The organism is Cupriavidus malaysiensis (assembly GCF_001854325.1).
In the GTDB taxonomy this organism is placed as follows: domain Bacteria; phylum Pseudomonadota; class Gammaproteobacteria; order Burkholderiales; family Burkholderiaceae; genus Cupriavidus; species Cupriavidus malaysiensis.
Genome location: NZ_CP017754.1, coordinates 2,715,302 through 2,741,033, shown reverse-complemented (window position 1 = coordinate 2,741,033; position 25,732 = coordinate 2,715,302). Strand labels below are relative to the sequence as shown.

Sequence of the window (25,732 nt, the reverse complement as noted above, 5' to 3'; positions counted from 1 at the left end):
AGCTGATGGACTCTCCAAGAGTGGCTCCAGCGTCAACTATTTGAGCTAGCATCTTTCGATGCATTGTTTCCTATGCAGGGGGGGCACTATGCGCATCCAACTGGAAAAAGTGAAGCCATGGGCCGATCTCTTGCTGACGGTCGTCTCGCTGATCGCGATTCCGGTGACGGGATGGTGGGCGTACCACAATTTCTCCGTCGAAGACACGCACGAAGCCAATCCGAATATCAGCGTAACAGCGGAAGTGATGCCCTATGACGATGAGCGACGACTGCTCGTTGTACACATTCGGCCAAGGAATCTGGGGAAGGTGCCGATCGAGTTGCTCGGTGGAACGCGTGGGGACATCAGCGTGGACATCAAGGCGCTACCGAGCAAATCCCCAAACGGCTACCTCGATCTCGAAGGCGTACCTGTAACGTTTGCTGCGCACAACATCGTATCGGGATTCAACGGCGGGTACGTGATGGAGCCGGGCATTGACTACGACGAGATCAAGACCTTTGTCGTACCGAGAGGTGTGACATACGTCATACGTGCCGAAATGGATCATTACGACGATAGTCCAGATGATGAAGTCGATGCCTCATACATCATTGCGGCTATCTAGTTATGGGGGGGGGCGAACCCAAACACCGGATGCCCTAGAGAGCCACGGCGGCAGACCCGTAGACGGATCGAAGAACTAGAAATGATCTGGAGGGAAGCGAAAGCTGTGTACCTGCTTGTGTCATATCGCTTGAGCTGATCTTGTCGTCTGTACTTGACAAAAATGGATCGCAAGATGAACTCAGCGACGCTTGGCGCAGCCATCCAACGCAAACGCACCGCGCTTGACCTCACCCAGCAGCAGCTCGCGGACATGGCAAATGTGTCGCGCCAGTCTCTCAACGGCATCGAGCATGGCCATGTGAATGCCACGCTCGATACCTTGGGACGGCTGCTGGACGTGCTTGGCCTGACGCTGGAGGTGGACGACCCGGAAGCAGCACGGCAAGCCGAGGGAAGGCCGACGCGGGCACTGTGGATGGCCGCAAAAGGGGCCAGCGTCAGCTATGCAGGGGAGTTGACGCCGGAGGAACTGGAGCAGGCACTGGCTACTGGTCAAGTGCCAGCCGCCTTTCGGGCGCATCTGGCCCAGGTGCTGGATGAGGCGCCACTGCAGCTCGTTACCAAGATGGTGGCGGAGGTGGCCGCCAGGCGGCAGCGCAGGCCGTCGGAGATCTGGAAGAACCTGCGGAGGCTGGCGCAGGCATTGATGGCGACGCGCGGAGGACTGTGGGCATGAAGGTGGAACGGAAAGGGGATATCTGGGAAAGCCTGTTCCCGCATGCATTCACCTTGATGGACGAGGTGCGCAAACACGGTGGGATTGAGCCGCTCTGGACGTTCGGCGGCGGCACCGTTCTCATGCTCCGGTACCACCATCGCTTTTCCCGCGACATCGATCTGTTCGTGCCCGACCCGCAGTACCTTGGCTACGTGACGCCCCGACTGAGCGACGCGGCTGAGGCCATCTCGCCCGACTATCTGGAGCAAGCCAACTTCGTCAAGCTGGTCCTGGAAGCCGGCGAGATCGATATCGTCGCCTCCGCCAACCTGACGGAACATCCGTTCGAGGTCTGGGAAATCATGGCCACATACTCCTAACCGGAATATGGACGACTTGAAGATGAGCTGATGGTGGACGTTCGTCCGACGTGGCCTGAGGTACTCTTGACACCCTACGAACGTCGGGTTTAGGAGGGTTCCGTTCGGTCGAAATCTTAGGGATAGTGATATATTTAACTAATCTTTTACTAATTGCGGTGATTGTCGAGTGGTGACGACTATCCCTATTGCGAGATACCGCGTATGGTAGCAGGACGCTATCGTGCCGATGCATCTACGTCGGCGCGGGGAACAATATATCAGCTTTGCGTGGCCGTCGAGCAATGCTACGAGTTGCGACGAGGTGAGCGGCTGTTGATCGAAAAATGCGGAGATTTGACCATCCCTAGCAAGAAGCAGACGGAGGTAAAGCACGTCAAGGAGCCGCTCTCTGATGGTCATTCGAGTTTCTGGAATACCTTGCGCAACTGGATGGACGATGCCTTCAAGCATGATGACTATGCAGCGCTTGTTCTGTATTCCACTCAACCTATCGGCGCCCGCGCGAAGCTCGCGAATTGGAATGCACAGCCAGCTAACCGTCTAACGCTTCTTGAAAAGATTCATGCCAAGCAAATGGCAGATTTTCAGAAGAGGCAAACGGCGGCGTCGAAAAGGCAGGCGTCAGGGTCAAAGAAATCTGCTCCGGCCGAATTGAGTGAAGTGCTTGAACTCCAACAATGGATCCTCGCAGACGAGCGACGGCCTCGTCTTCTGAAGGTGATAGCGAAGGTATGGATCGAAGCGCAGACTGACCGCATGAGTGACCTTTATGAAAAAATCTTGGAGACGAAGATTCGCGGTCTTACGGATTCTCGCAAGACAAATTTTATTGATGCGCTGATCGGTTTCGTATGCCGCGCCGATTCGCTAGATGGCAACTGGGAGATCACGTGCGAGCAATTTGACGCAAAACTCCGCGATCTACAAGCGACGTTCGGATACGCGTCCAGAGTTTTCCCGAGTTTGAAGCGAATTTTGGATGCAGGGGACCTTCCTGCCGTACAGGCCGATGAGCCGTTCATCCGGAAGATTCAAGAGATTCAGCACACTGAGCGGATTGATGTAGCTATTCAACAGTATCAGGCCACGGTTCAGACCATCAGGGAAGAGTTCGAGCACTACAGGGTTGAGGAAGATGTTCTCCGAGACTTCGAGTATGGTGTCATCCAGCGCTTTGAGATGGGCTACGCGATTGCATGCAGCGACTGCGAAGACGAAATCAAACATTCGAGGCGCTTCTATGACAGGACCATGATGGAGCCTCCACCAAGCCTTTCGTTGTTCGATGACACTCCGGATTGGTTTCGCAATGGTCTTTTGCACACCAAGATGAACGATTCAAAATTGCTTTACAAATGGAAGCTCGACAAGAATACGGAGACGTGAGCCGCAATGAGTACGGCGATGTCATTCAGAACCTGTACATCCTCCACAACAACCCGTTTCTCTTCGCAGAACCTATGGTCAGGTTCTACGAGGCATTGGGTGCCCTAGAGAATAATGTTGTCCTCGCGTATCTTGTGCTGCCCATGATTCTCCATGAGCCATCGCGCAAGCTACTGCAGAGAGATCATTCGAAAACGTCGTTACGGACGTTTTTGGAGGCACCAGAGCGGCTGCACGGCCTGCAACGTAGAATCCGCGCCAAACGCGTGTTGACCAATACCACATTGCAGTATCTGGTTAGCGTCGGACGGTTGCAGGTAGAGCAAGCACAGGTCGTACATGTTGACCCTTCGAAATTCGAACGGCAGCTCTCAGCCGCAGCGGTCTGTCGGGCAGCAAAGGCGCTCGGCAGGATTTTTCAGCCTTACGATGTTCCGACGGTGTACCGCATGCTTGGAGTCATGTCGCTATGAAAGCAAGGATTCGACACATTGGTGTCTTGGACCACGAGGGGCGCGCACATGCGGTGGCATTCGCGGAAGGCGTGAATGTCGTAACCGGTCGCTCGTCCACTGGGAAGAGTGCTCTGATCGAGATCTTCGACTATTGTTTTGGCAGCTCAGAGTTCACAGTTCCTGTTGGTGTGATCACCGAACACGCCTGGCTATTTTTTACGATCATGCAGGTTGGGGATGCAGTGCTGGTACTTGGGCGGCATCCAAACACTGATCATGTCTTCTTCAGAGAGGATCTGCAGTTCCAGCACCTTCAGAATTTGGAGGGGCTCGACCGGGAGTACTTCGAAAGACAGTACTTTCTGCCGCTGCGCAACTTCAACAAACAGTTGACGCGCTATTTTGGTGTCGTCACCACCGATGTCGACGAGGATCTCGTTATTCAGGGCAGGCGGGGCAGCAAGGCGTCTACGCCGTCGGCCCGAAGCTTTACGTCGTTCATGCTGCAACACCAGAATCTGGTCGCAAACAAGCATGCCGTTTTCTATCGGTTCGATGAACGGGAGAAGCGTGAGCAGGCCATCGACCATCTCAAGATTTTCCTCGGGTTTGCGGATCAAGAGTACTTTCTGAAGCAGCAAGTACTCAACGACTTGGAGCATCAGGCACGCGCGTTGGCACGCGCCATACCTCGAAAACAGGAGATGCTTGAGACCTCGCAGCGTGCACTATCGGCGGCGGTGGCGGATTACCAAGCGATGAGCGGAACGTTGCTCGAGTTCGACATGAGCGATGCGCTCGCCAATCCGGCACGGGCTCTCGAGCGCGTCGCTGCAAAGGCAGTTGCGATAGTTGCCGATTCATCTCACTACATAGAGCGTCGTCAGCAGATTGAGATGGAGCGTAGCAAGGAGGTCGCAGAATTGCGCATGCTCCAGCAGGAGTTGGCGGCAGTGGACTCGTCAATCGAGTTCTCCCAACGCTATGCGGCGCAGACTCGGGAAACGATCCTGCCAACGCATGCGGACTTGCATTCGTCAACTTGCCCATTCTGCAACGCTCCCAGCGGAGCCGTCGAGGAGAGCGCCAATGCGCTCACCGGCGCCATCCATTGGCTGAACTCGGAACTGTCTCGCTCGTCGTACCGGCTGGCGTCGTTTGAGGAAGCGAGGGCCAAGCTACAGCGGGATATCAAGCCGCTCCGAACCAGGATCTCTAGTTTGACGTCTGAACTTAGTCGCTTGGACCATGACTTGGCAAAGTTGGGCAAGCAGAAGAGCCTGTATGAGCAGGCCGTTGCAGCAAAACTTAGGATTGAACAGGAGCTCACGCGGTTGCAGGAGGTCGTGTCAGGGAGGGGCGAGGACGATCTAAAGGCGCTACGCAGGCAGATTGATGAGCTTCGGGCTGAAATCCGGATCCGGTTCGATATTGACCGCAAGCTTGTCGATGCGCAGACTCGCATCGAGCAAATTCTCGCAAGCTTTGGCGATCGGTTCGAGTTTGAAGCCTCGTACCAACCCATCCGATTGCGTTTCTCCTTGGAATCCTTTGATCTGTGGCACGAGACCAAAGACGGCAAGGTGTTTCTCCGCTCGATGGGTAGCGGAGCGAATTGGCTGTCATGTCATCTGGCGCTGTTTCTGGCACTGCATCGCTTCTTCTGCGAATTGGGAGGAGACTGCGCAATTCCACCGATCCTCTTCTTGGATCAACCCAGTCAAGTCTACTTCCCGGCGCTGCTGGACGGTGATGAGGATTTTCGACCGGAGGAACTGGCGCGCCGCGATGCTGCGCGCCCTCGTGATCGGGCAGTCGATGAGGATCTGCGTGCCGTGACAAATTTGATCGACCAGCTCGTTTGGTATTGTGAGGAGACGTTCCAAGCTACCGGTATTCGACCTCAGGTCATCGTCACAGATCATGCAGACCACCTGAAGCTGAAGAGTGGTGTGTCGTTTGAGTCGTTGGTGAGGAAGCGCTGGCGCAAGGAGGGAGAAGGCTTCGTTGCCATTCGCACGGCGCGGAGGCCGGCGCAGGGGAAGAGCACTTAGCGTGCCGTGGAGCCTCTGCAGTGAGACGGGCCGGTGCCGCCCGTAACGGGCTGCCCGGACAAGTGTTGAGGCAACGCCATAGGGAGTTCGGGCCGTTCCCAAGTGGCGCCGGACGCTTGCGGGAATCGTCTGCCAACGCACTTGTTGTTCCTAGTCCTTGAATAGCTTTTACGTAGTCGGCCCTGAACAATCCCGCAGAGGCATGCCAGTCAAGGCTTTGCGGGAAGTACCCGGTATCAGGAATTGCAAGAATGAGGCATATTTGCACCCAGAATCCTGCAAATTCTGATCGAGGCGTTACCTGAGCCATCAAGGCGATGATCAAGCGACGCAGTGCCATCGAGCCTGCTATCGGGCACATGAAGGCGGATGGCAAGCTTGGCTGAAGCGCCCGCTCGGCGATGCCCTGCATGCAGTCCTGTGCGGCGCCAGTCACAACATCCGCCTGATCCTGCGGAAGCTGAGTCGGTTTCTTTGTGCTTGGATTCTGCGTCTGCTACTTCTCGGTCAGTTGGCCATATCACTGGTAAGCGTTGCCCCAGTACCGTCTGTTCATGAACATCCATAGACGGCAATCTGGCTCCCACCACATTCTGATGGGAACCAGAAAATATGGAAATCAAGGCGCGGGGTCGCCAGCGAGGCTCCAAGAATTACTCGAAGGAGTTCCGCGCGCAGGTCGCCGCTGAAGCACGGGACCCGTCGCGCTCGCTAGCGGAAGTTGCGCGCACGCACGGCTTGAACGCGAATCTCGTGTCGAAATGGCGGCGGGATCAGGAGCGAGCCTCGGCATCCGCATGCGAGCCGGCCGAGTTTTTCCTGCCCGTACAGATGGCACCGCAACCTAAACCAGTGCTGACTGGGTCTTCCAGCTTCGTCATCGAATGTCGTGGCGTGCGTGTGCGTTTCGACGGTAAGCCCGAGGCTGATGTACTGCAGCTTGTGCTGGTGAGCTTGCTGGGAGTGGGTACGTGATGCTGGGCCTTCCCGCCAGAACTCGGGTGTGGTTGGCTGCGGGCGTGACGGACATGCGCTGCGGCTTCAACAGCCTGGCGGCAAAGGTGCAGACTGTGCTGGAGCGGGACCCGTTCAGTGGTCACGTGTTCGTGTTCCGCTGTCGCCTAGGTGATCTGGTCAAGGTGCTTTGGTGGAGCGGTGATGGCATGTGTCTGCTGATGAAACGGCTTGAACGAGGCCGATTCGTCTGGCCGCGTGCGGATGGGGGTATTGTCAGCCTGAGCCAGGCGCAGCTCTCAATGCTGCTGGAGGGCATCGACTGGCGACAGCCGGTGCGTACGGCGGAGCCGACCTCGGCGTTGTAAACCTGCCTGTCGGCGCGTAGACTGCTGGCATGACGACGGCGAACGCGTACCCGGACGACATCGAAACGCTCAAGGCCTTGCTGCTCGAGCGCGATGCCTGCATCGGGCATCTGGAAGACGTGGTCGAATCGCAGAGAGCGGCGACGGCCACCGACAAAGCCGAAATCGAGCATCTCAAGTTGCTGATCGCAAAGCTGCGTCGCATACAGTTCGGTCGTAGCTCGGAGAAGTTGGATCGCCAGCTCGAACAACTCGAACTGCGCCTGGAGGAACTCGAAAGCGACGAAGGCGCAGTTCCCATCGAGATCCCGAAGACGTCGCGCACGGCACCGGAACAGATACAACGCAAGCCGTTGCCGGAGCACCTGCCGCGCGAGATCCAGACCCATTGGCCCGAATCACGTGAAGCCTGCTCGGCATGCGGTGCGCCGATGAAGCGGCTTGGCGAGGACGTTTCCGAACAACTCGAATATGTGCCGGCGAGCTTCCGGGTCATCCGCCATGTACGGCCGAAGCTGGCGTGTTCGTGTTGCGACCATATCGCTCAAGCTGCTGCGCCGAGCCGCCCCATCGAGCGAGGCATGGCTGGTCCAGGACTGCTGGCTCATGTACTGGTCTCGAAGTTCGCGGATCATCTGCCGCTCTACCGGCAGTCTGTGATCTATGCGCGTGAAGGCGTCGAGTTGGAGCGCTCGCTGCTAGCGAAGTGGGTGGGCCACTGTGCGGCGCTGCTGCAGCCGCTCGTCGGGGCGCTGCGCCGTCATGTCATGGCGGCAACGAAGCTCCACGCCGACGATACGCCAGTGCCGGTGCTCGCGCCAGGTAACGGGAAGACCAAGACTGGGCGCCTGTGGGTGTACGTGCGCGATGACAGTGCGTCGGGCGATGCGACGTCGCCGGCCGTCTGGTTTTCCTACACACCGGACCGCAAAGGCATCCACCCGCAGCACCATCTCGACTCGTTCAACGGGACGTTGCAGGCTGATGCCTACGGTGGCTATCAAGCGATCTACGAAACGGGACGCGTTGCCGAAGCAGCGTGCTGGGCCCATGCCAGACGGCAATTCTACGAACTGCATGCAGCCCGCCCGAATGCCTTGAATACCGAAGCGCTGGAACGCATTGGAGCGCTCTACAAGGTCGAAGAGCAGATCCGGGGCAAACCGCCCGACGAGCGTCGCGCATATCGCCAGGCGCAGGCGAGCCCTCTACTCGATCAACTCCACGCGTGGCTGAGCGACACGCTGGAGACGCTCTCACGCAAATCCGACACGAGTCGAGCGATTCTGTACGCATTGAATCGGTGGGCGGCTCTCACGCGCTATTGCGACGACGGGCAGTTGGAGATCGACAATTTGCCGGTCGAGCGTGCCCTGCGCGGCGTGGCCATCGGGCGGCGCAATTACCTATTCGTGGGTGCAGACTCGGGCGGAGAGCGCGCTGCGGCAATCTATAGCGTGATCGGCACAGCCAAACTCAATGGCGTCGATCCCGAGGCCTATCTGCGCCTCGTGCTCGCGCTCATCCCAGATCACGCGGTCAACCGTGTCGACGAGCTTCTGCCCTGGTTCGTTGCCGAGCAACTGGTTAAGCCAGCGTAACTGCATCGGACGTCAAGGCGGTGCTGGCTACACGCTTACAGAAAATCGGCGAACTCCGCAGTTCATCGGTGCGTGGAAGGACGGCAGAATCTGGCCAGTTGAGATCCGTTCCACAATTCGCATGACACCATGCGTCATCATCGCAATCTGATTTTCGACGAACGCATAGAGGTAACGTCAGGGGCATCCACTCGCTCGCCTAGAGGTCGAAACGCTCGAAGGCTGAGACTTCGCCGCGTGCTCCCCGGCGGAAAGTAGTGCTGGTTGATTGGCGCTGTAAATCGCTAGACTTCGATATCCATGCCGTTAGAGGTCGGCAGCACATCCTCGGTGTTGGCGGCAGCTACGCCTCTGCAAACGGATCTGTTCGTTCAATACTAAGCAGAAAATGTTCAAACTGATGCTTGTCATTGTCGCGAATCTTTTTGAGAACGAACTTTGCAAGTGACGCAATTTCTGTGCAATCGATCGGCTGAGTACCACGATCAATGAATTCACCTAGATGCGAGAATTCATTAATCAGGCGTTGGACGAACGCCTCCGAGCTGGTACCGTCTGCAAAGAAGAGTTTGATACGGTTGTCGTGATCGCTCCGGTCACTTTTGACAAACGGATACTTGAAGAAGAGAAACGCCTCTAGGAATTTTCGCAGGTTGTTGCCGAAATTATAAAAGCTGTGGTAGTGCTTTATGGCATTAGTGTCGTCCGCACAGCAGAAAATCTCACCGAAAAGATAGTTTAGCTCGGTCACGTAGTTTCGCAGGTAGTGTGGCATCAATCCGATCGTGCTGGTCGTCTCCTTTCGGGTGATGAGGAAGCTCTCGGTATCTTTCCCTGGTTTAGTGAGCCGCTTCAGGTACTTCAGAAATTCTAGATTGTGTGTCGAGATGAATAGTTGCTTATACCGATATGTCGGTTTGCCATTCGCATCCTTAATGATGGCGCCGTTTTCGTCCTCGATGGGCTTGGCCAGGTAGTTCTCGATTAGGCTGAAAACAAAGAAGACGTGATTGCTGTCGAGGCTCGAGATGGGGTCGTCGATGTAGATGATCAGCTGCTTGCCTTGTGTATCGATATCCTCGAGCTTGGCGAGGAAGTAGCAGAAAGCAACAAGGCTGCACTCACCCTCGCTCAGGTTATATGCAATTTGGTCGCCTCTCATGATCTGGAAGCGGTCGGGGCTCGTATCGGGTTCTTCCTGTGCAGACAGTCGTAGTCCACCATGCCCCAGAAAATGTCCGAGATACTGGTTGACTTTTTCGGCTCCCCGTCTCTCATCCCGGAGCTGGGTTTTCAGTTCCTTGATTCGCTCACTTCTCTTCTTTCCTTCGCCTTCCACGGCATCGCGTTCCTCTTTCGCTTTGGTAACCTGGGCGTCCAGTTCACTTATCCTGATTTCCTTCTCATCGAGACCAATGTCGATGACAAACTGCGCGATCTCACTCAGGCGTAAATCACTTCGTGCAGTTGCCTGCCTGTCAGACAGAGAGGCTGTCGCTTTGTTATTCTGATCGATGAGTGCGTTGATGGCCGTGAGCTTTTCTAATACCGATTTAGAGTGATCCAAAATGTTGCAGGTGGGGCGGTCGGTGAAGATATCGTTGAGGCGCGCACTTAGTTCATCCGAGAGAAGTAGAAGGCTCCTTTTATACGCGTCGAACGCTCCTTCGAGTTCGCTGAGATGACCGTCAAACGCGGCCTGATGCGAAGTGTAGAAATCCTTCCGTTCGACGGTGACTACATTGGCGATGCGTACGCGTTCGCTGTTGACTTCATCCAGTGTCGCCTTGAGTCGCTTCTCGAGATCAACGGACTCTTGATTGAAGTGGTCGCCCAATGTCTTCCATAGATCAGCTGGCAGCGCGTTACCACAAAACGCGCAAGTCGAGCGTCCATGTTGATGCAATTCGATGCCAGCCTTGACCCAGTTCTGGAGCAAAGCGCTGTTCAGTAATTCCTGGATTGGCGCGCTTGGCTGGATCTTCTTTGTGGTGAGTAGATTGACCGAGCTTGTCAGTGTTCCAAGCGCAGGACTAAACGCCAGGCGTTGCCGGATGTCGGGAAGGGCGGTTTCGCCAAGCAGATCGACCTTGGCGTTTCGCTCGGCCTCTGCAAGCGGGGAGAACCTGTCATCACGGACAGTCTTGATGTCGGCCTTCAGCTTACGGACATCGTAGTTAGCATCGCGGTAGAGAGGATTGTGCTTGACACCGGTCGGGCGCTTGTTGGCCTTGTCGACGAGCAGCCTATCTAACTCATCCGCGGCTTCCTTTGCTAACTTCATTTTATTGACATGATCTATCTTCTTTTCCTGGTAGTGATGGCGTAGGCCGGTCTGGCTTTCGACGCTGCCGAGTTCCCTTCCCAGGGCGTCGATCTCCGCCTCGATCTCTTTGTTCTGCAATCCGAGCACGGCGAAGGGGGAGATGTGTCCGTTTTCATCGCGGAGAAATCCTAGATGGTCGTCGACGAAGTCCTTGTTGTAGACGCGGACGTCGTTGGCTACTGCGGGAATGTCGTGGTGAGATAGAACGCCGCTGGAAAGCGTGACTGTGAACGCTGGTTCCGTGTAGCGAGAAGAAATCGATCCTGTTTCCAAGGCGCGGATGATTCGCGATAGGGTCGTTTTTCCAGAGTAGTTGCGACCATAGATCACGTTCAGCTTCTTGAACTTGGCCACCTGGTCGTCCCGGTCACGGACTTCGGTGTTCCAGGCGAAGCTGGAATAGCACCCGAAGTTCTGGATATCGATTTTTTCGATCATGCGGTAGCCCCCACTCTCATAGCCTCTTGCCTAGTATGTTCTGATGCGCGCTGACTAGTCGCGACAGTTTTTGTACGGCTGGCGCGCGTGGAACCGTTAGCACGACTGGACGCTCCCAGCCAATTGGCAGCGTCCGCGACGGGTCTCAGTGGCTGGCGATAGCGCACCAACCTGCTTGATGAACTTCGCTAGAATGCGAAATCCCCGTACATCCGGAGTCGATCATGACGCGCGCGTTTATCTCTTACAGTCACGCAGATGAATCCTACCGCGCCGAACTGGAAAAGCATCTGTCCCTCCTACGAAAGCAGGGATTGATTGAGCTCTGGCATGATCACCGTATCCCTGCAGGGGGAGAAATTGAAAGCCACATCAGCGCAGAATTGGAGAGGGCCGAAGTTATCCTCTTGCTCGTCAGCGCCGACTTCATGGCGTCAGACTACTGCTACGGCGTAGAGATGACACGTGCTATGGCTCGGCATGCCGCCGGGACGGGAGTGGTCGTGCCAATCATCGTCCGCCCCTGTGACTGGCACTCGGGGCCGTTTGGCCGGCTCAAGGCGTTGCCGCGGGACGGCAAACCGGTCAGCAAATGGCCCACACTTGATGATGCGTTTCTCTGCATCGTGCAATCGCTGCGTGATCTGGTGGCCCAACGGCGGCCCAACCAGGCTGGCACGGCGGCGCCGGTCGCTTGGCCTGCGCCGGCCAGCGTCCCAGGCGCCGCCGTGTATCCGCGTTCCAGCGCGCTCGCCTTGCGCAAGGAGTTTAGTGACATGGACCGGGACCGCTTTCTCGAGGAGGGCTTCGCCTATATCCGCGCCTTCTTCGAAAATTCGGTGAAGGAACTGGGTCCGCGCAACCCGAGTTATGAGGCCCACTTTCGGCCGCTTTCCAAGGAGGCGTTCACGGGGACGCTGTACCGGGAGGGGAGGAAGGTGGCAGGTTGCTACATCCGCATTAGCCGGATGTACGGCGGGCGTGCTCAGATTGCCTATTCGGGCAATGACAACGGACAGGACAACAGCTTCAACGAAATCTTGAGCGTTGAGGCAGACGACCAGTTGATGTACTTCCGCCAGCAGATGCTGCACTGGCCGGGCAATGTGGCCAGGCTGACCCATGAGGGGGCGGCCGAAGCGCTCTGGCAACTGTTCATCGAGCGCGCGCGCTGACGGCCCCGGGCGTGACTGCGCGCCTCGGTCGGGCTATGGCGAGCTGACCCGGAAGGTGTGGCCGTACGCGCCGAACAGCTCGGTATTCATCCGTGCCGCGGCGATTTGCCAGGTGTCCGGGGTGGACGTCAAGCGCAGCGGCCATTGCAGCGTTTCCAAGCGCGGGGATGGCGGGGCGTGAAACCATCCACTGTAGCCAGCGGCAGCGAACTGCAGGCTGCTGGCTCGCAGTAGGGTGGCTGTGAACCGATACGGTTTGGGCAGGTCGGCCGTCAGACGCAGCGCTTTTTCAGCGAAATCTTCGAAGAAGCCCGCATAGAAGTCCGTCAATTGTTGTTTGCTGGACCCGTGCCCACATTCGGGGAAGGCCCATACGCCTGCAATGAGCGATCCGTCGCGGTGCATCTCGAAGGCCCACTGGGGTTCGTCGCGCGAATCCAGGCAAGCGAGGCCGCGGAAGACGGGGTGCAGTCCTCCCGCTGCATGAAATGCATCCCACCATGCGACCTGTCGGCCGCTGCCCGTCCTGAGGGCTGCCTGCCGGGCTTCGTCTGCCAGATCAACCTCCAGCCCGCGACTGTCCGTACTGGCCTGGGCGATGAGGGTCGGTCGATCGTGCAGTGCGTAGCTGACCACAAACTCGGCCAGGCGCAATAGCATGTCAGGCCGCTCGGCGTAGGCGATCTGTAAGGCGGTGTCCTGCGTCAGCACAGGCAGTGTCTCGGGAAAAGAGGATGGTTAGGCACTATACCGCGGACGGGCAGGGAGGACGTACGGCCGCGCCTCGCATATTCAGTCGGCCCCGTTCGCGTCGGCGTTTCGCACAAATTTGACTGCAAGATACCGAGTTGGACCCGCATTTCGAATGTCGGCGTGAAGCTGCGGGGCAGCGCTCGTAGATGGCCCGGCAGCAGTCGTATCCGCAACCCCCTATTGGGGGTGCGGTGGGAGTGTTGAGTTCGGCTCCTTCACGACCGGACACATCGAGGCCGGCATCAAGCCGGCCTCGTTCCAATGGTTACGGAGCGGCCGAGTCAGCTTCACCCTGCGCCGCCAACTCACTCAACACCAGCGTCTCATGCGCCAATCCAGCGGCTAACGTGAGCACTCGATTCTGAATCTCCGCGTTCAGATCGCCGAAGGTGCCAGACTCCGCGCAGTCGCGAGCCAGAAAGAGCAGAGCATAGAGCTGCGCCGACTTCTCAGCGGCCAGGGTCAGCGGCGTTTCGCAAAGCGCACGCGAGTGAAGATGGATATCCGCGTTACGGTACTCGGCGGTGAGGCCGTAGCGGGTGTGTTGGCGGGTGTTATCCATTGGCGGCCTCCTTATGTCTTTCGAGCGCGTGGGGGCGGAGGTCGTCGGTTGAGAGGGGGCGTGCTCGGCACGCCGATTGGAAGCCTGGACGGGCAAGGGCGAAGAGGCGCATGTCGCGGTCTCCTGTCAGATTGAGCGCCAATCGGTGGCGCGATCCGCCTGGTTTCGGGCTTCCAATCCCGGTTGCTGTGGAGGCAGCAACCGGACAAGTATCGGTCGAAATCGGACGGCCGGTTTTTTCCGATTGATACGAATCGCCGGTTGCCCTAGCAATCGGTCGCCATACCCTCGGCAAAGGTGACGATGCCGGCCATCGTTCTCGGCTCGTCGGGCAAGACGCATAGGCTCTGCTGAGCAGGCCTCTCTTGCCTCGTTCCGGAATGGCTTACCCGCAGCGAGGAAGAGTGGCACAGCGCAATCCGAGCTGAGGGGATCTACCCCTCAAGCCTCCACCTCATGCGCATACACAATAAACCCCTTATGCTCCGCCACCTTGTCATACAACGCCCGCCCAGCCGCATTCCCCACCTGCGTCTGCCAATAGACCCGCCGAGCCCCCGCCAGCCTAGCCTGCGCATAGACCCCTTCAATCAACGCCCGCCCACAACCCCGCCCACGCGCGTTGGCATCCGTGAACAGATCCTGCAGATAGCACACGGGTTCAATCCGGGTCGTGCCGCGATGGAAGAGGTAGTGCACCAGCCCGATCAGCTTGCCGTCCTGCTCGGCGACCAGCGCAAAGACCGGCTCGATGGGGTTGAAGAACCGTTGCCATGTCACCTGCGTGATGTCATCAGCCAGGGCGGTGGGGCCGGAGCGTCCGTAGAAGGCGTTGTAGCCGTCCCAGAGCGGTTTCCACATGGCGTAGTCTTCGGGGCGGATCGGGCGAATCTGCATGGTTTGTGTCATGAGAGGAGAGTCGGCCGCTGGCTGGCTTGATGGCCGGGAGCGGCGTCGTTTTGGATGGGTTGGGATGCTGGTGCGGCGCTGGGCTTGATGAACGGCGGGCGGGGTGGCTGACGGCAACTCAGCCGCCCGTTGGCTTCGCTCAGCGTTGCGCCATCACCATATAGTCCACGGTCAGATTGGACAAGGCGCGTACGCCGTTCACCAACGCCGGTTCATCCACGTAGAACTCCGGCGAGTGATTGGACGCTGCCTTGGCTAGGTCCGTGCCCTTGGGCGTTACGCCCAGGTTGAAGAACAGGCCCGGTACCTTTTCCTGATAGAAGGAGAAGTCTTCCGAGGCCGTGGCCTTGGGCACGATCATCCAGTTTCCGTCTCCTGCCACGCGCACCAGCGTGGGCGCCATCTTTTCGGTCAGCGCGGGTTGGTTGACGGTGGCGTTGTACAGCTCCACCACCTTGAACGTGGCTTCGGCGCCGGAGCTGGAGGCGATGGCTTCGGTGGTGCGTTTCATGCGGGCATGGATGTCTTTCTTCATGCCTTCGTCATAGGTGCGGATGGTGCCCATCATCTCCACCTTCTCGGGCACGATGTTCATGCGGTTGCCGCCGTGGATGGTGCCGACGGTGATGACCGAGGGTTCGAGCATGGCGTTGACCTGGCGGCTTTGGATGGTCTGCAGGCCGAGCACGATCTGGGAGGCGACGACGACGGGGTCGATGCCGGCCCAGGGGCGGGCGCCGTGGGTCTGGCGGCCTTTGACGTCGATCCAGAACTGGTCGGCGGCGGCCATGGAGGGGCCGCTGCGCCAGCCGAGCTTGCCGGATTCGAGGCCGCTGCTGACGTGCAGGCCGAAGATGGCGTCTACCTTGGGGTTGTCGAGCACGCCTTCGGCGACCATCTGCTTGGCGCCCCACATATTGCTGCCGTTGGGTTCGAAGTCGGCGGGGCTTTCTTCGGCGGGCTGGAAGATGAACTTGACGCTGCCGGGGAGCTGGTCCTTCATGCCGGCCAGGACTTCGGCGGTGGCCATCAGGATGGCGACGTGGGTGTCGTGGCCGCAGGCGTGCATCACGTCGACTTCCTTGCCCAGGTATTGGCCCTTGGCCTTGGAGGCGAAGGGCACGTCCACGCGTTCCTTGACGGGCAGGGCGTCCATGTCGGCGCGCAGGGCGACCACGGGGCCGGGCTTTCCGCCCTTCAGCAGGCCGACCACGCCGGTCTTGGCCACGCCGGTTTTCACTTCCATGCCGAGCTTGCGCAGGTGGTCGGCTACCAGCTTGGAGGTGCGGACTTCGTAGTTGCCCAGTTCGGGGTGCTGGTGGATGTCGCGTCGCCAGGCGATCAGCTGGGCTTCGATGGCCTTGGCGCGGGTTTCGATCTGGGCGTGCAGGTCGGCGGCGGCCGGGGTGGCGGTGGCGGCTTGTGGGGCGGCGGCCGTCTGGGCCTGCGCGGCCGGCGCCATCAGCAGGCCGGCGGCCAGGGCGAGGGTGCCTAGCGTGCCGGCCATGCTGAGGACGTGGCGGGTATTGCCGCGCGTGTTGCGCCGGGGGCGTGCGGGATGACGAGCTGCCATGGGATGGTTCTCCTCTGTTTGGGTCCTGTTGTGCCGTTTCTTGTTGGTTGGATGGGGGCGCGCCCGGCACGGCGCGAGGTTCGGGCTTGGGTAGGCGCTAGCGGATCCCCAGCCGGTCGCGTGTCCGCGTGAGCGCAAACAAACTCACCGCCGCACACGCAATCAGATAAAAGCTCGGCGCCAGCTTGCTGCCGGTGGCGCCAATCAGCCACGTCAAGATAAACGGCGCGAACCCACCAAAGATGGTCACCGCGATGTTGTAGCTCAGCGAGAGCCCGGTGGTGCGCGTCTGCACCGGGAAGATCTCGGAGGCCAGCGCGGGCAGGGCGCCGAAGTAGAGCGTCATCATCAGGCCCAGCATGATCTGCACGACCAGCATCATGCCGAAGCTGGGGTAGGTGCTGAGCAGCCAGAACACGGGCCAGATGGTGGCCAGCAGCAGCGCGGCGGCGAGTTGCATCAGGGGGATGCGGCCGATGCGGTCGGACCAGTGGCCGACCAGCGGGGAGAACAGCATCTGCACCACGCCGGTGGCCAGCGTGGCGGCGAAGGCGGCCGAGGGCGGCAGGCCGAGCTGCTTGACGGCGTAGGTGGGCATGTACAGCACCAGGTAGGTGGACACGGTGGCGACGATGACTACGCCCATGGCCAGCAGCAGCCGTTCCTTCTGGTGGCCGAGGGTGTCGCGCAGCGGCGTGGCGGTGCCTTCGCTGTGCAGGAATTCGGGGGTTTCGTCGACGTGGCGGCGGATGTAGTAGGCCACCGGGCCGATGGCCAGGCCGAACAGGAAGGGCACGCGCCAGCCCCAGCTTTGCATCTGCTCGGGCGTGAGGGTGGCGGTGAGCAGGGCGCCGAAGCCGGCTGCCAGCAGCGTGGTGAGGCCTTGGCTGGCGACCTGGAAGCTGGCGTAGAAGCCGCGCCGCTGCGGTGCGTGCTCGGCCAGGAAGGCGGTGGCGCTGCCGAATTCGCCGCCGGCGGAGAAGCCTTGGATCATGCGCGCGGCGACGATGCCCAGCGGCGCCAGCAGGCCGATGGATTCGTAGGTGGGCAGCAGGGCGATGATGAACGTGCCGACCATCATCAGCAGGATGGACAGCGTGAGCGCGGCGCGGCGGCCGCGGCGGTCGGCGTAGACGCCGATGACGATGGCGCCCAGCGGCCGCATGAAGAAGGACACGCCAAAGGTGCCCAGCGTCAGCAGCAGCGAGGTGGTTTCGTCATGGGTGGGGAAGAAGAGCTTGGAGATGGTGACGGCGAAGAAGCCGTAGACCACTAGGTCGAACCATTCGAGCGCGTTGCCGATGGAGGCGGAGATGACCGCGCGCCAGGGGTGGCGCGAGGCCGGGGCGACGGCGCTTGCGTGGGCGGGGTTTGCCTTGGTGTTGCCTGCCGGTACTGCTGTCATGCTGTCTCCTCGTTTTGTTATGGGACATGACGCAAAGGCCGGGCCGCGGCGGGTAGCGCGGCCCGGGTACTACGGTAGACGGGGCTTACTGCATCGGGTTGGCGGGCCTGGCCGGGCGTGGCCAGGTCCGGCTCAGGGCAAGCGCAGGCTCAGGGCAGGCGCAGGCTGTCGATCACCTTGCCGAGGAAGCGCTCGCACTCGGCGAGCTGCTCCAGCGTGACGAACTCGTCGGGCTTGTGGGCCTGCTGGATATCGCCGGGGCCGCACACCACGGCGGGGATGCCGGCGCGCTGGAACAGGCCGGCCTCGGTGCCGTAGGCGACCTTGTTGACCTCGCGGTCGCCGGTGAGGGCGCGCACCAGCTGGGTGATGGCGTCTTGCTCGGCGGCGTCCAGCGAGGGCGCGGCGGCGATCTTACTGATGGCCAGGTCGGCGTCGGGGTGCTCGGCGCGCATGCGCGGCAGCAGCACGTCATTGGCGTGCGACTGGATGCGCTGGAACAGGGCCTCGGGGTCCACGCCGGGCAGGTTGCGGAATTCGAAGATGAATTCGCACAGCGCCGGAATGGTGTTGAGCGCGATGCCGCCCTGGATGGTGCCGGTCTGCGCCGTGGTGTAGGGCACGTCGAAGGCCTGGTCGTAGGGGCCGTTGGCCTTGAACTCGTCGGCGATGTCGCGGATGAAGCAGATCAGGCGCGCCGCGTATTCGATGGCGTTGACGCCGCGCGGCGTGAGCGAGGAGTGGGCGGCGAAGCCCTTGACGCAGCAGCGGTAGGCGTTGATGCCCTTGTGCGCCACGATCACGCGCATGCTGGTGGGCTCGCCGACGATGCAGCCCGAGGGGCGCACGCCGCGCTCGCGCAGTTCGGCCAGCAGGTAGGGCGCGCCCATGCAGCCGATCTCTTCGTCGAAGGAGAGGGCGTAGTGCACCGGCTCGCGCAGCCTGGCCTGCAGGATGGTGGGCAGCAGCGCCAGGCTGGTGCCGATGAAGCCCTTCATGTCGCAGGTGCCGCGGCCGAACAGCTTGCCGTCGCGCACCACGGGCTGGAAGGGGTCGGTGGTCCAGTTCTGGCCGTCCACCGGCACCACGTCGGTGTGGCCGGAGAGGACGATGCCGCCGTCGGTGCTGCCGTCGGCGGCGGGCACGGTGACGAACAGGTTGGCCTTGTCCTGCTGCGGGTTGTAGCTGAGGTGGGGGCGCAGGCCCTTGGCCAGGAAGTGGTCGCGCACGGCCTCGATCAGGCCGAGATTGGAGTGGCGGCTGGTGGTGTCGTAGGTCACCAGGCGCTGGGTCCAGTCGAGCGCGCTGCCTTTGTGCGGTGCGGTATCCGCGGGGGCGGTGGCGGGCTGCTTCAGGGTATCGGCTTGCATCGTCGGGTTGGCTAACGGCTAACAGGCTAACAGGTTAAGGAACCGATGCTACACCTTTGTGGACCAGGTGGTCCATGCATGGGGGCGATCGGTCCCGGGGGATCGGGTGTCCTGTCTCCTCTGCCGTCTCTGCGGGCGGTTCGGGTTTGCCGGGGTGGGGGCGCTTGCTGGCGATAGTGTAGCGCTGGCGGGGTGGTTCGGTCGGGCAGGCGCCGGCTGGCCGTGGATGCTTGGATCACACCGTCGGCTTCGTTTCTTTGCTTGCGGGCGGGATTACGCCCTTGGCTTCGTTTGGGCGTGGCGCCTTGCTGAACCCCCCCTCTCCCCAACCCTCTCCCCTCGCGGGGAGAAGGAACCAAGACCGCGCGCTTGGCGCTTGGTGTTGGCGCATCTCGTCTGGCCCCACCAAGCGCGACGCGATTTGCTCCGCGCCGGTTTGCTCCCCTCTCCCGCTTGCGGGAGAGGGGTTGGGGGAGAGGGCCGGCATTCGCCAGTACGGCGGCATTCACTCCGCGCCGGCGCCAGCCGTGATGGCCGGCATCCACCACCAGCCCGGCACAAGGCCCGCCAACCACCACCCTCAACCCTGCGCCGCGCCATCCGCCTCGCTGCTGCTGCCGGCCGCCGTGGCCCCGGGTGCGGCTGCGCTGCCGGGCGCCATCGCCGCGCGGCCGGCGCGGCGCGCGGCGCTGACCACGTTGTGCACGAAGCGCAGCTTGGCCACCACTGCCGGCGCCAGCGCGAAGGGATAGGCGTCCGGCACGCCCAGGCTGCGGTTGAGGCTGTTGAGCGCGTAGGTGAGCGGGAACCAGCGCTGCATCAGGTTGTGGAAGCTGGCTTCGTCGACGGCGGTCTGGTCGCTCAGTTGCGGCAGGCGCTCGTCTTCGGGCGCCAGCACCAGGCCGCAGGCGGTGGCGGTGTCGAGGGTGTCGACGATGTGCAGGTAGTGCGCCCAGGTTTCCGCCCAGTCTTCGAAGGGATGCATGGCGGCGTAGCTGCTGATGTACTGGTCTTGCCATCCCTGCGGCGCGCCGTGCTCGTAGTGCTGCGCGAGCGCGGCCTGGTAGTCGGCGCGCTCGTCGCCGAAGCGGGCGCGGAACGGTTCGATCCAGTGGGTGCCGCGCACCAGGCGGTCGAAGTAGTAGTGGCCGATCTCGTGGCGGAAATGGCCCAGCAGCGTGCGATAGGGCTCGTGCATCTGGGCGCGCACGCGCTCGCGTTCGGCATCGTCGGCTTCGGCGATATTGAGGGTGACGAGGCCGTCGGCGTGGCCGGTCAGTACCGGCTCGTCTTCGCTCGTTTCCTTGAAGGCGAAGCGCATGGGCCGGTCTGCCGGCAGCTCGCCGGTGCCGATCGGCAGGCCCAGCATGTCCAGCGTGTAGAGCAACCGGCGCTTGGCTACCTCGACCTTGTACCAGAGCAGCCGGTTGCCCGGCGTGTCCAGGTTGGGGATGGTGGCGGTGAGCTGGCAGGCGGCACACAGCGTGTCGTCGGCGTGGGCCGCGTCGGCGGGAATCATCCAGTTGCAGACGTTTTCCACCGCGTAGTTGTGGCAGGGGCGGTAGGGCTTGCCCGCGGCCGCCGGGTGCAGGCTGTGCCAGGTGCCGTCGTCAGCGGGCGCGAAGGCGCTGACTTCGCCGAGGTCGGGCAGGTAGCCGAGCGGCGCTTCGCAGCGCTCGCAGCGGACGTTCTCAAAGAACACCAGCTGGCCGCACTGGCCGCAGTGGAAGGATTTCATCGGGGCCTCCATACAGGCGCACCGTGGCGGCCGTCGCTGCATGCGCTTCAGGTGGCGCGACCGCTGCCATGGCCGGACGGGCTGCCGGAGCAGGGCCGGCGTGCCCGGGTCCGCGGCCCAGTATAGCGAAACGGCGCGCAGGAGCGCGGGGAGGCGCGGGGCGGCGGTGTGGTGTCGCCGGCGCCGCCGCCCATGCCGAGGCTAGCGCGCCAGGTAGGCCCGGAGCCAGCCCAGCCCGGCCGAGGTGCCGGCGCGCGGACGGTACTCGCAACCGATCCAGCCGGCGTAGCCGAGCCGGTCGATCACGTCGAACAGATAGGGGTAGTTCAGCTCGCCGAGGTCGGGTTCGTGGCGGTCGGGCACGCCCGCGATCTGGATATGGCCGATGCCGCCGATGTCGCGTTCGAGCTTCTTTGCCAGGTCGCCTTCGACGATCTGGCAGTGGTAGCAGTCGAACTGGACCTGGAGATTGGCCGCGCCGATCTCGCGGCGGATGGCCTGGGCTTCGTCCTGGCGGTTCAGCAGGTAGCCCGGCATGTCGCGCGTGTTGATCGGCTCGATCAGCACCGTGATGCCGTGCGCGGCCGCGGCGGCCGCGGCGTGGGCGAGGTTTTCCCGGTACACGGCGAGGCAGCGCGCGCGTTCGGCACCGGCCGGCACCAGGCCGGCCATCACGTGGAGGCGATCATTGCCGATCACCGAGGCATAGTCGAGCGCGCGGGCGAAGCCGGCGCGGAACTCGGCCTCGCGGCCGGGCAGCGCGGCGGTGCCGCGCTCGCCCGCGGTCCAGTCGCCGGGCGGCGCATTGAACAGGGCCTGCACCAGGCCGTTATCGTCGAGCCGCCGGCGGATCTCGGCGGCCGGATGCTCGTACGGGAAGAGGAATTCGACGCCCTGGAAGCCGTCCCGCGCGGCGGCGGCGAAGCGGTCCAGGAAGTCGTGCTCGGTGTACATCAGCGACAGGTTCGCGGCGAAGCGCGGCATCTCGGGTCTCCTTGGCGATCAGGTGCGGGGTCGGCGGCCGCCCCGATCGGCGGGGGCCTGCCAACCTGGGGCGGCAATGAAGCTCAATGGAACTGCGGGCTCAGCTCAACTCAACTCAACTCAGCTCAGCTCAGCTGCCGCAGCGTCTGCTTGATCTGCTGCGCGCGCGCGGCCACGTCCGGCATCTTGGCTTCCACGCGCAGCTTGTCCTGTCCGGCCAGCTTGATGTGGCGGTTCTTCTGCACGAGGTCGATGATGCGCATGGCGTCGATCGGCGGGTTGGGCACGAACTGCAGCGCCAGCGAGGCTTCGCCGGCGTCGATCTTGCGCACGCCCAGCGGCACCGCGGCGATGCGCAGGCGGTGGGTCTCGATCAGCGCCAGCGCCTGCGGCGGCAGGCGGCCGAAGCGGTCGACCAGCTCTTCCTGGATATCGTCGACGGCCTCGGCGGTTTCGCAGTTGGCCAACCGCTTGTACAGCGAGAGCCGCTCGTGCACGTCGGCGCAGTAGTCGTTGGGCAGCAGCGCCGGGGTGCCGAGGTTGATCTCGGTGGTGGCCGACAGCGGCGCCAGCAGGTCGGGTTCCTTGCCGGCCTTGAGCGCCTTGACGGCGGTGTTGAGCATGTCGGTGTAGAGCTGGAAGCCGATCTCGTGGATCTCGCCCGACTGCTTGTCGCCCAGCACCTCGCCGGCGCCGCGGATTTCCAGGTCGTGCATGGCGAGGTAGAAGCCGGAGCCCAGTTCCTCCATCTGCTGGATGGCCTCCAGCCGGCGCGTGGCCTGCTTGCTGAGGCCTTCCGGATCGTGCACCAGCAGGTAGGCATAGGCCTGGTGGTGCGAGCGCCCGACGCGCCCGCGCAGCTGGTGCAGCTGCGCCAGGCCGAACTTGTCGGCGCGGTGGATCAGGATGGTGTTGGCGGTCGGCACGTCGATGCCGGTCTCGATGATGGTGGTGCACAGCAGGATGTTGTCGCGGCGGGCGACGAAGTCCCGCATCACGCGCTCCAGCTCGCGTTCGTGCATCTGGCCGTGCGCCACCGCGATGCGCGCCTCGGGTACCAGTTCGGCCAGCTTGGCGCGCTTGTTCTCGATGGTCTCGACTTCGTTGTGCAGGAAGTAGACCTGGCCGCCGCGCTTGAGCTCGCGCAGGATGGCCTCGCGGATCACGCTGTCTTCCTCGCGCCGCACGAAGGTCTTGATGGCCAGGCGCTTCTGCGGCGCGGTGGCGATCACGGAGAAGTCGCGCAGGCCTTCCAGCGCCATGCCCAGCGTGCGCGGGATCGGGGTGGCGGTCAGCGTCAGCACGTCCACCTCGGCGCGCAATGTCTTGAGCGCTTCCTTCTGGCGCACGCCGAAACGGTGTTCCTCGTCGATGATGACCAGGCCCAGGCGCTGGAACTTGACGTCGTCGGACAGCATCTTGTGGGTGCCGATGACGATGTCGGCGGCGCCTTCGTTGATCTGCTTGACGGCGGCGTCGATCTCTTTCTTGGTCTTGAAGCGCGACAGCTCGACGATGCGCACCGGCCAGTCGGTGAAGCGGTCCGACAGGTTCTGGAAGTGCTGCTCGGCCAGCAGCGTGGTGGGTGCCAGCATGGCCACCTGCTTGCCGCCCAGCACGGCGACGAAGGCCGCGCGCAGCGCCACCTCGGTCTTGCCGAAGCCGACGTCGCCGCACACCAGGCGGTCCATCGGCTTGCCCGAGGTCATGTCGGCGATGACGGCGGCAATGGCCGCGGCCTGGTCCGGCGTTTCCTCGAAACCGAAGCTCTCGGCGAAGGTCTCGTAGTCCTTGGGCGAGAGCGGGAAGGCGAAGCCTTCGCGCGCGGCACGGCGGGCGTACAGGTTCAGCAGCTCGGCGGCGGTGTCACGGATCTGCTGGGCGGCCTTACGCTTGGCGCGGTCCCACTGGCCGGAGCCCAGCTGGTGCAACGGCGCGGTGTCGGGATCGGCGCCGGAGTAGCGCGAGATCACGTGGAGCTGGTGCACCGGCACGTACAGGCGTGCGCCCTTCTCGTAGTCGAGGTGCAGGAACTCTTCATCGCCGTTGCCCAGGTCCATCGAGACCAGGCCCTGGTAGCGGCCGATACCGTGCTCGCTGTGCACCACCGGGTCGCCGATCTTGAGCTCGGCGAGGTCGCGCACCATCGAATCGACGGTGCTGGCCTGTTCCTGCTTGCGGCGGCCGGCGCGGCGCGCGGTGCCGGCGTACAGCTCGGCTTCGGTGACCAGGGCCGGGGCGCCGGCGGCGCCGGGCAGGCCGAAGCCGCTCTGCAGCGGCGCCACCACGATGGAGAAGTGGCTGTCGCCGGCCAGGAAGGCGGCGAAGTCGTCCACCGGCAGCGGGCGCAGGCCGCTCTCGGCGAAGAACTGCAGCAGCGTCTCGCGGCGCCCGGCCGAGTCGGCGCACATCAGCACGCGGCGCTGCTTGTCGAGCAGCAGCGCTTCCAGGTTGACCAGCGGGTCTTCGGCGCGGCGGTTGACGGAGACGTCGGGCAGCGCGGCGCTGAGGGCTTCGCCGCGCCCGTCGCCGGCCTGCAGCACCAGGCGCGCGTAGGGCTTGGCGGCGATGAAGAAGGCTTCGTCGGAGAGGAACAGGTCGGCGGGCGGCAGCAGCGGGCGCTCGCGGTCGTGCCGCATGAAGTTGTAGCGCTGCGTGGTGTCGGCCCAGAAGCGTCGCACCGCCTCGTCGATCTCGCCGACGAAGGCGAGCTGGGTGTCGGCGGGCAGGTAGTCGAAGACGGTGGCGGTCTGTTCGAAGAACAGCGGCAGGTAGTACTCGATGCCGGCCGAGGGCACGCCGTTGCCGATGTCCTTATAGATCGGCGATTTGCTCGGGTCGCCCTCGAACACTTCGCGCCAGCGGCCGCGGAAGGCGGTGCGGGCGGCTTCGTCGAGCGGGAACTCGCGTCCCGGCAGCAGCCGCACCTCCTTGACCGGATACAGGCTGCGCTGGGTGTCGGGGTCGAAGGCGCGGATGGTCTCGATCTCGTCGCCGAACAGGTCGATGCGGTAGGGCAGCGCCGAGCCCATCGGGAACAGGTCGATCAGGCCACCGCGCACGCTGTATTCGCCGGGGCGCATCACCGCGCTGACATGCTCGTAGCCGGCCAGCGTGAACTGCGACTTGAGCGCGTTTTCGTCCAGCCGCTCGCCTTGCTTGAAGAAGAAGGTGTAGGCGGCCAGGAAGGACGGCGGCGCGAGCCGGTACAGCGCGGTCGAGGCGGGCACCAGCATCACGTCGCACTGGCTGCCCTGGATGTCGTGCAGCGTGGCCAGCCGCTCGGAGACCAGGTCCTGGTGCGGCGAGAAGCTGTCATAGGGCAGCGTTTCCCAATCAGGCAGCAGGCGCACGCGCAGCTCGGGCGCGAACCAGGGAATCTCCTCGGCCAGGCGTTGCGCGTCGACGGCGCTGGCGCAGACCACGGCCAGCATCGGCGCCTGTCCTTTCATCTGGCGGGCATAGGCCGCCAGCGCCAGCGCGTCGGCGGAGCCGTGCAGGCCGGCCACGGTATGGCGCTGGCCGGATTTGAGCAGCGGCAGGGAGACGGGAAGCGGAAGGGACGGAGCGTCGGGCATGGTCGATGGGGCGCGCCGGTTCGCGGCAGGCGGCGGCATCGGCTGCGCGGCACGCGCTGCGCGGTGGCAGGGCGTCGGTGCGCGATGCGGGCTGGCGGGCGCGGCGGCGGGTCAGGGGTTGTCTGTGTTCGGTACGGGTGTCGGGACGGCGAAAGACGGCTGGGCGTGCGGCATGAACTTCGGATGGCTGCGCACGCCGGATTCAACGCAAACACCCCGCCAACGATCCGGGGCGGGGTGCGGTCTGCCGGCGCGACGTGGCGTGCGCGCGGCGCGAAAGCGCCAGGTGGCGGATCCGCGGCGCCGTGGCGCACGCTGCCGTAGCGGCAGGCAAGGGCCGTATTATAGAATGCGCGTCGATCCTGCGCCGCACCGGCGCGGCGTGCCGCGGGCCGGAGGCCCGCTCCGCGCCAGCCGCCTTTCCCTCATCCATTGCCACGCCCAGCGTCC

The 25,732-nt window shown here is 62.5% G+C and carries 20 protein-coding genes and 1 pseudogene; 11 read left to right on the top strand and 10 right to left on the bottom strand.

All coding sequences use genetic code 11. The annotated features are described in order from the left end of the window. Positions 1 to 88 precede the first annotated feature (88 nt). From BKK80_RS12045 to tnpC, 10 genes and pseudogenes are all read left to right on the top strand, one after another. Entirely contained in the window at positions 89 to 610 is a 522-nt protein-coding gene (locus BKK80_RS12045) for a hypothetical protein (RefSeq protein ID WP_071069564.1), read from the top strand. 174 nt (positions 611 to 784) lie between these two features. Further along, positions 785 to 1,288: a helix-turn-helix transcriptional regulator gene (locus BKK80_RS12040; protein WP_071070810.1), complete on the top strand. Its 504-nt coding sequence runs from the start codon at positions 785 to 787 to the stop codon at positions 1,286 to 1,288. Next, complete coding sequence (locus BKK80_RS12035; RefSeq protein ID WP_084545565.1) at positions 1,285 to 1,650, top strand: nucleotidyl transferase AbiEii/AbiGii toxin family protein; 366 nt, start codon at positions 1,285 to 1,287, stop codon at positions 1,648 to 1,650. Before BKK80_RS12040 ends, BKK80_RS12035 begins: the two co-directional genes overlap by 4 nt. A 270-nt stretch (positions 1,651 to 1,920) precedes the next feature. Continuing rightward, positions 1,921 to 3,039, top strand: a complete 1,119-nt coding sequence (locus BKK80_RS36410) for a hypothetical protein (protein ID WP_157903208.1) — start codon at positions 1,921 to 1,923, stop codon at positions 3,037 to 3,039. Then, positions 3,036 to 3,512, top strand: a complete 477-nt coding sequence (locus BKK80_RS12025; RefSeq protein WP_071069560.1) for a three component ABC system middle component — start codon at positions 3,036 to 3,038, stop codon at positions 3,510 to 3,512. The genes BKK80_RS36410 and BKK80_RS12025 overlap by 4 nt, the downstream gene beginning before the upstream one ends. Next, positions 3,509 to 5,548, top strand: coding sequence for a DUF3732 domain-containing protein (locus tag BKK80_RS12020; protein WP_071069559.1), 2,040 nt, complete (start codon positions 3,509 to 3,511; stop codon positions 5,546 to 5,548). The genes BKK80_RS12025 and BKK80_RS12020 overlap by 4 nt, the downstream gene beginning before the upstream one ends. Positions 5,549 to 5,856: 308 nt before the next feature. Continuing rightward, positions 5,857 to 6,116, top strand: a pseudogene (locus BKK80_RS35540) (hypothetical protein); the annotation flags it as partial. Between the two features lie 44 nt (positions 6,117 to 6,160). Continuing rightward, positions 6,161 to 6,523, top strand: coding sequence for an IS66-like element accessory protein TnpA (tnpA, locus tag BKK80_RS35535; protein ID WP_084545564.1), 363 nt, complete (start codon positions 6,161 to 6,163; stop codon positions 6,521 to 6,523). After that, positions 6,523 to 6,870, top strand: coding sequence for an IS66 family insertion sequence element accessory protein TnpB (tnpB, locus tag BKK80_RS12015; protein ID WP_071069557.1), 348 nt, complete (start codon positions 6,523 to 6,525; stop codon positions 6,868 to 6,870). Before tnpA ends, tnpB begins: the two co-directional genes overlap by 1 nt. Before the next feature lie 29 nt (positions 6,871 to 6,899). Then, positions 6,900 to 8,471 carry an IS66 family transposase gene (gene tnpC, locus BKK80_RS12010; protein WP_071069555.1) on the top strand — a complete coding sequence of 524 codons (1,572 nt, stop codon included), beginning with the start codon at positions 6,900 to 6,902 and terminating at the stop codon, positions 8,469 to 8,471. 343 nt (positions 8,472 to 8,814) lie between these two features. Here tnpC and BKK80_RS12005 read toward each other — a convergent pair whose 3' ends face one another. Further along, positions 8,815 to 11,235 carry an AAA family ATPase gene (locus BKK80_RS12005; RefSeq protein WP_071069553.1) on the bottom strand — a complete coding sequence of 807 codons (2,421 nt, stop codon included), beginning with the start codon at positions 11,233 to 11,235 and terminating at the stop codon, positions 8,815 to 8,817. Between the two features lie 224 nt (positions 11,236 to 11,459). Here BKK80_RS12005 and BKK80_RS12000 point away from each other — a divergent pair, with 224 nt between their 5' ends. Continuing rightward, positions 11,460 to 12,410, top strand: a complete 951-nt coding sequence (locus tag BKK80_RS12000; protein ID WP_071069551.1) for a toll/interleukin-1 receptor domain-containing protein — start codon at positions 11,460 to 11,462, stop codon at positions 12,408 to 12,410. 33 nt (positions 12,411 to 12,443) lie between these two features. Here the strand turns inward: BKK80_RS12000 and BKK80_RS11995 are convergent, their stop codons facing one another. The 9 genes from BKK80_RS11995 to mfd form a co-directional block, all read right to left on the bottom strand. Beyond that, positions 12,444 to 13,121 (bottom strand): hypothetical protein, encoded by a 678-nt coding sequence (locus BKK80_RS11995; protein WP_071069549.1) that lies wholly within the window; start codon positions 13,119 to 13,121, stop codon positions 12,444 to 12,446. A gap of 307 nt (positions 13,122 to 13,428) precedes the next feature. Next, positions 13,429 to 13,725, bottom strand: a complete 297-nt coding sequence (locus BKK80_RS11990; RefSeq protein WP_071069547.1) for a hypothetical protein — start codon at positions 13,723 to 13,725, stop codon at positions 13,429 to 13,431. A gap of 441 nt (positions 13,726 to 14,166) precedes the next feature. Further along, positions 14,167 to 14,622 (bottom strand): GNAT family N-acetyltransferase, encoded by a 456-nt coding sequence (locus BKK80_RS11985; protein WP_418235858.1) that lies wholly within the window; start codon positions 14,620 to 14,622, stop codon positions 14,167 to 14,169. 151 nt (positions 14,623 to 14,773) lie between these two features. Beyond that, complete coding sequence (locus BKK80_RS11980; RefSeq protein WP_418235897.1) at positions 14,774 to 16,096, bottom strand: amidohydrolase; 1,323 nt, start codon at positions 16,094 to 16,096, stop codon at positions 14,774 to 14,776. A 208-nt stretch (positions 16,097 to 16,304) separates the two neighbouring features. Continuing rightward, positions 16,305 to 17,612 (bottom strand): MFS transporter, encoded by a 1,308-nt coding sequence (locus BKK80_RS11975; protein ID WP_084545563.1) that lies wholly within the window; start codon positions 17,610 to 17,612, stop codon positions 16,305 to 16,307. 149 nt (positions 17,613 to 17,761) lie between these two features. Continuing rightward, positions 17,762 to 18,982 carry an acetylornithine deacetylase gene (gene argE / locus BKK80_RS11970; protein WP_071012998.1) on the bottom strand — a complete coding sequence of 407 codons (1,221 nt, stop codon included), beginning with the start codon at positions 18,980 to 18,982 and terminating at the stop codon, positions 17,762 to 17,764. A 580-nt stretch (positions 18,983 to 19,562) separates the two neighbouring features. Beyond that, entirely contained in the window at positions 19,563 to 20,720 is a 1,158-nt protein-coding gene (locus BKK80_RS11965) for a zinc-binding metallopeptidase family protein (protein ID WP_071069542.1), read from the bottom strand. Between the two features lie 201 nt (positions 20,721 to 20,921). Then, positions 20,922 to 21,704, bottom strand: coding sequence for a 2-oxo-tetronate isomerase (gene otnI, locus BKK80_RS11960; protein ID WP_071012995.1), 783 nt, complete (start codon positions 21,702 to 21,704; stop codon positions 20,922 to 20,924). Between the two features lie 125 nt (positions 21,705 to 21,829). Further along, complete coding sequence (gene mfd / locus BKK80_RS11955) at positions 21,830 to 25,321, bottom strand: transcription-repair coupling factor (protein WP_418235857.1); 3,492 nt, start codon at positions 25,319 to 25,321, stop codon at positions 21,830 to 21,832. Positions 25,322 to 25,732: the final 411 nt, after the last annotated feature.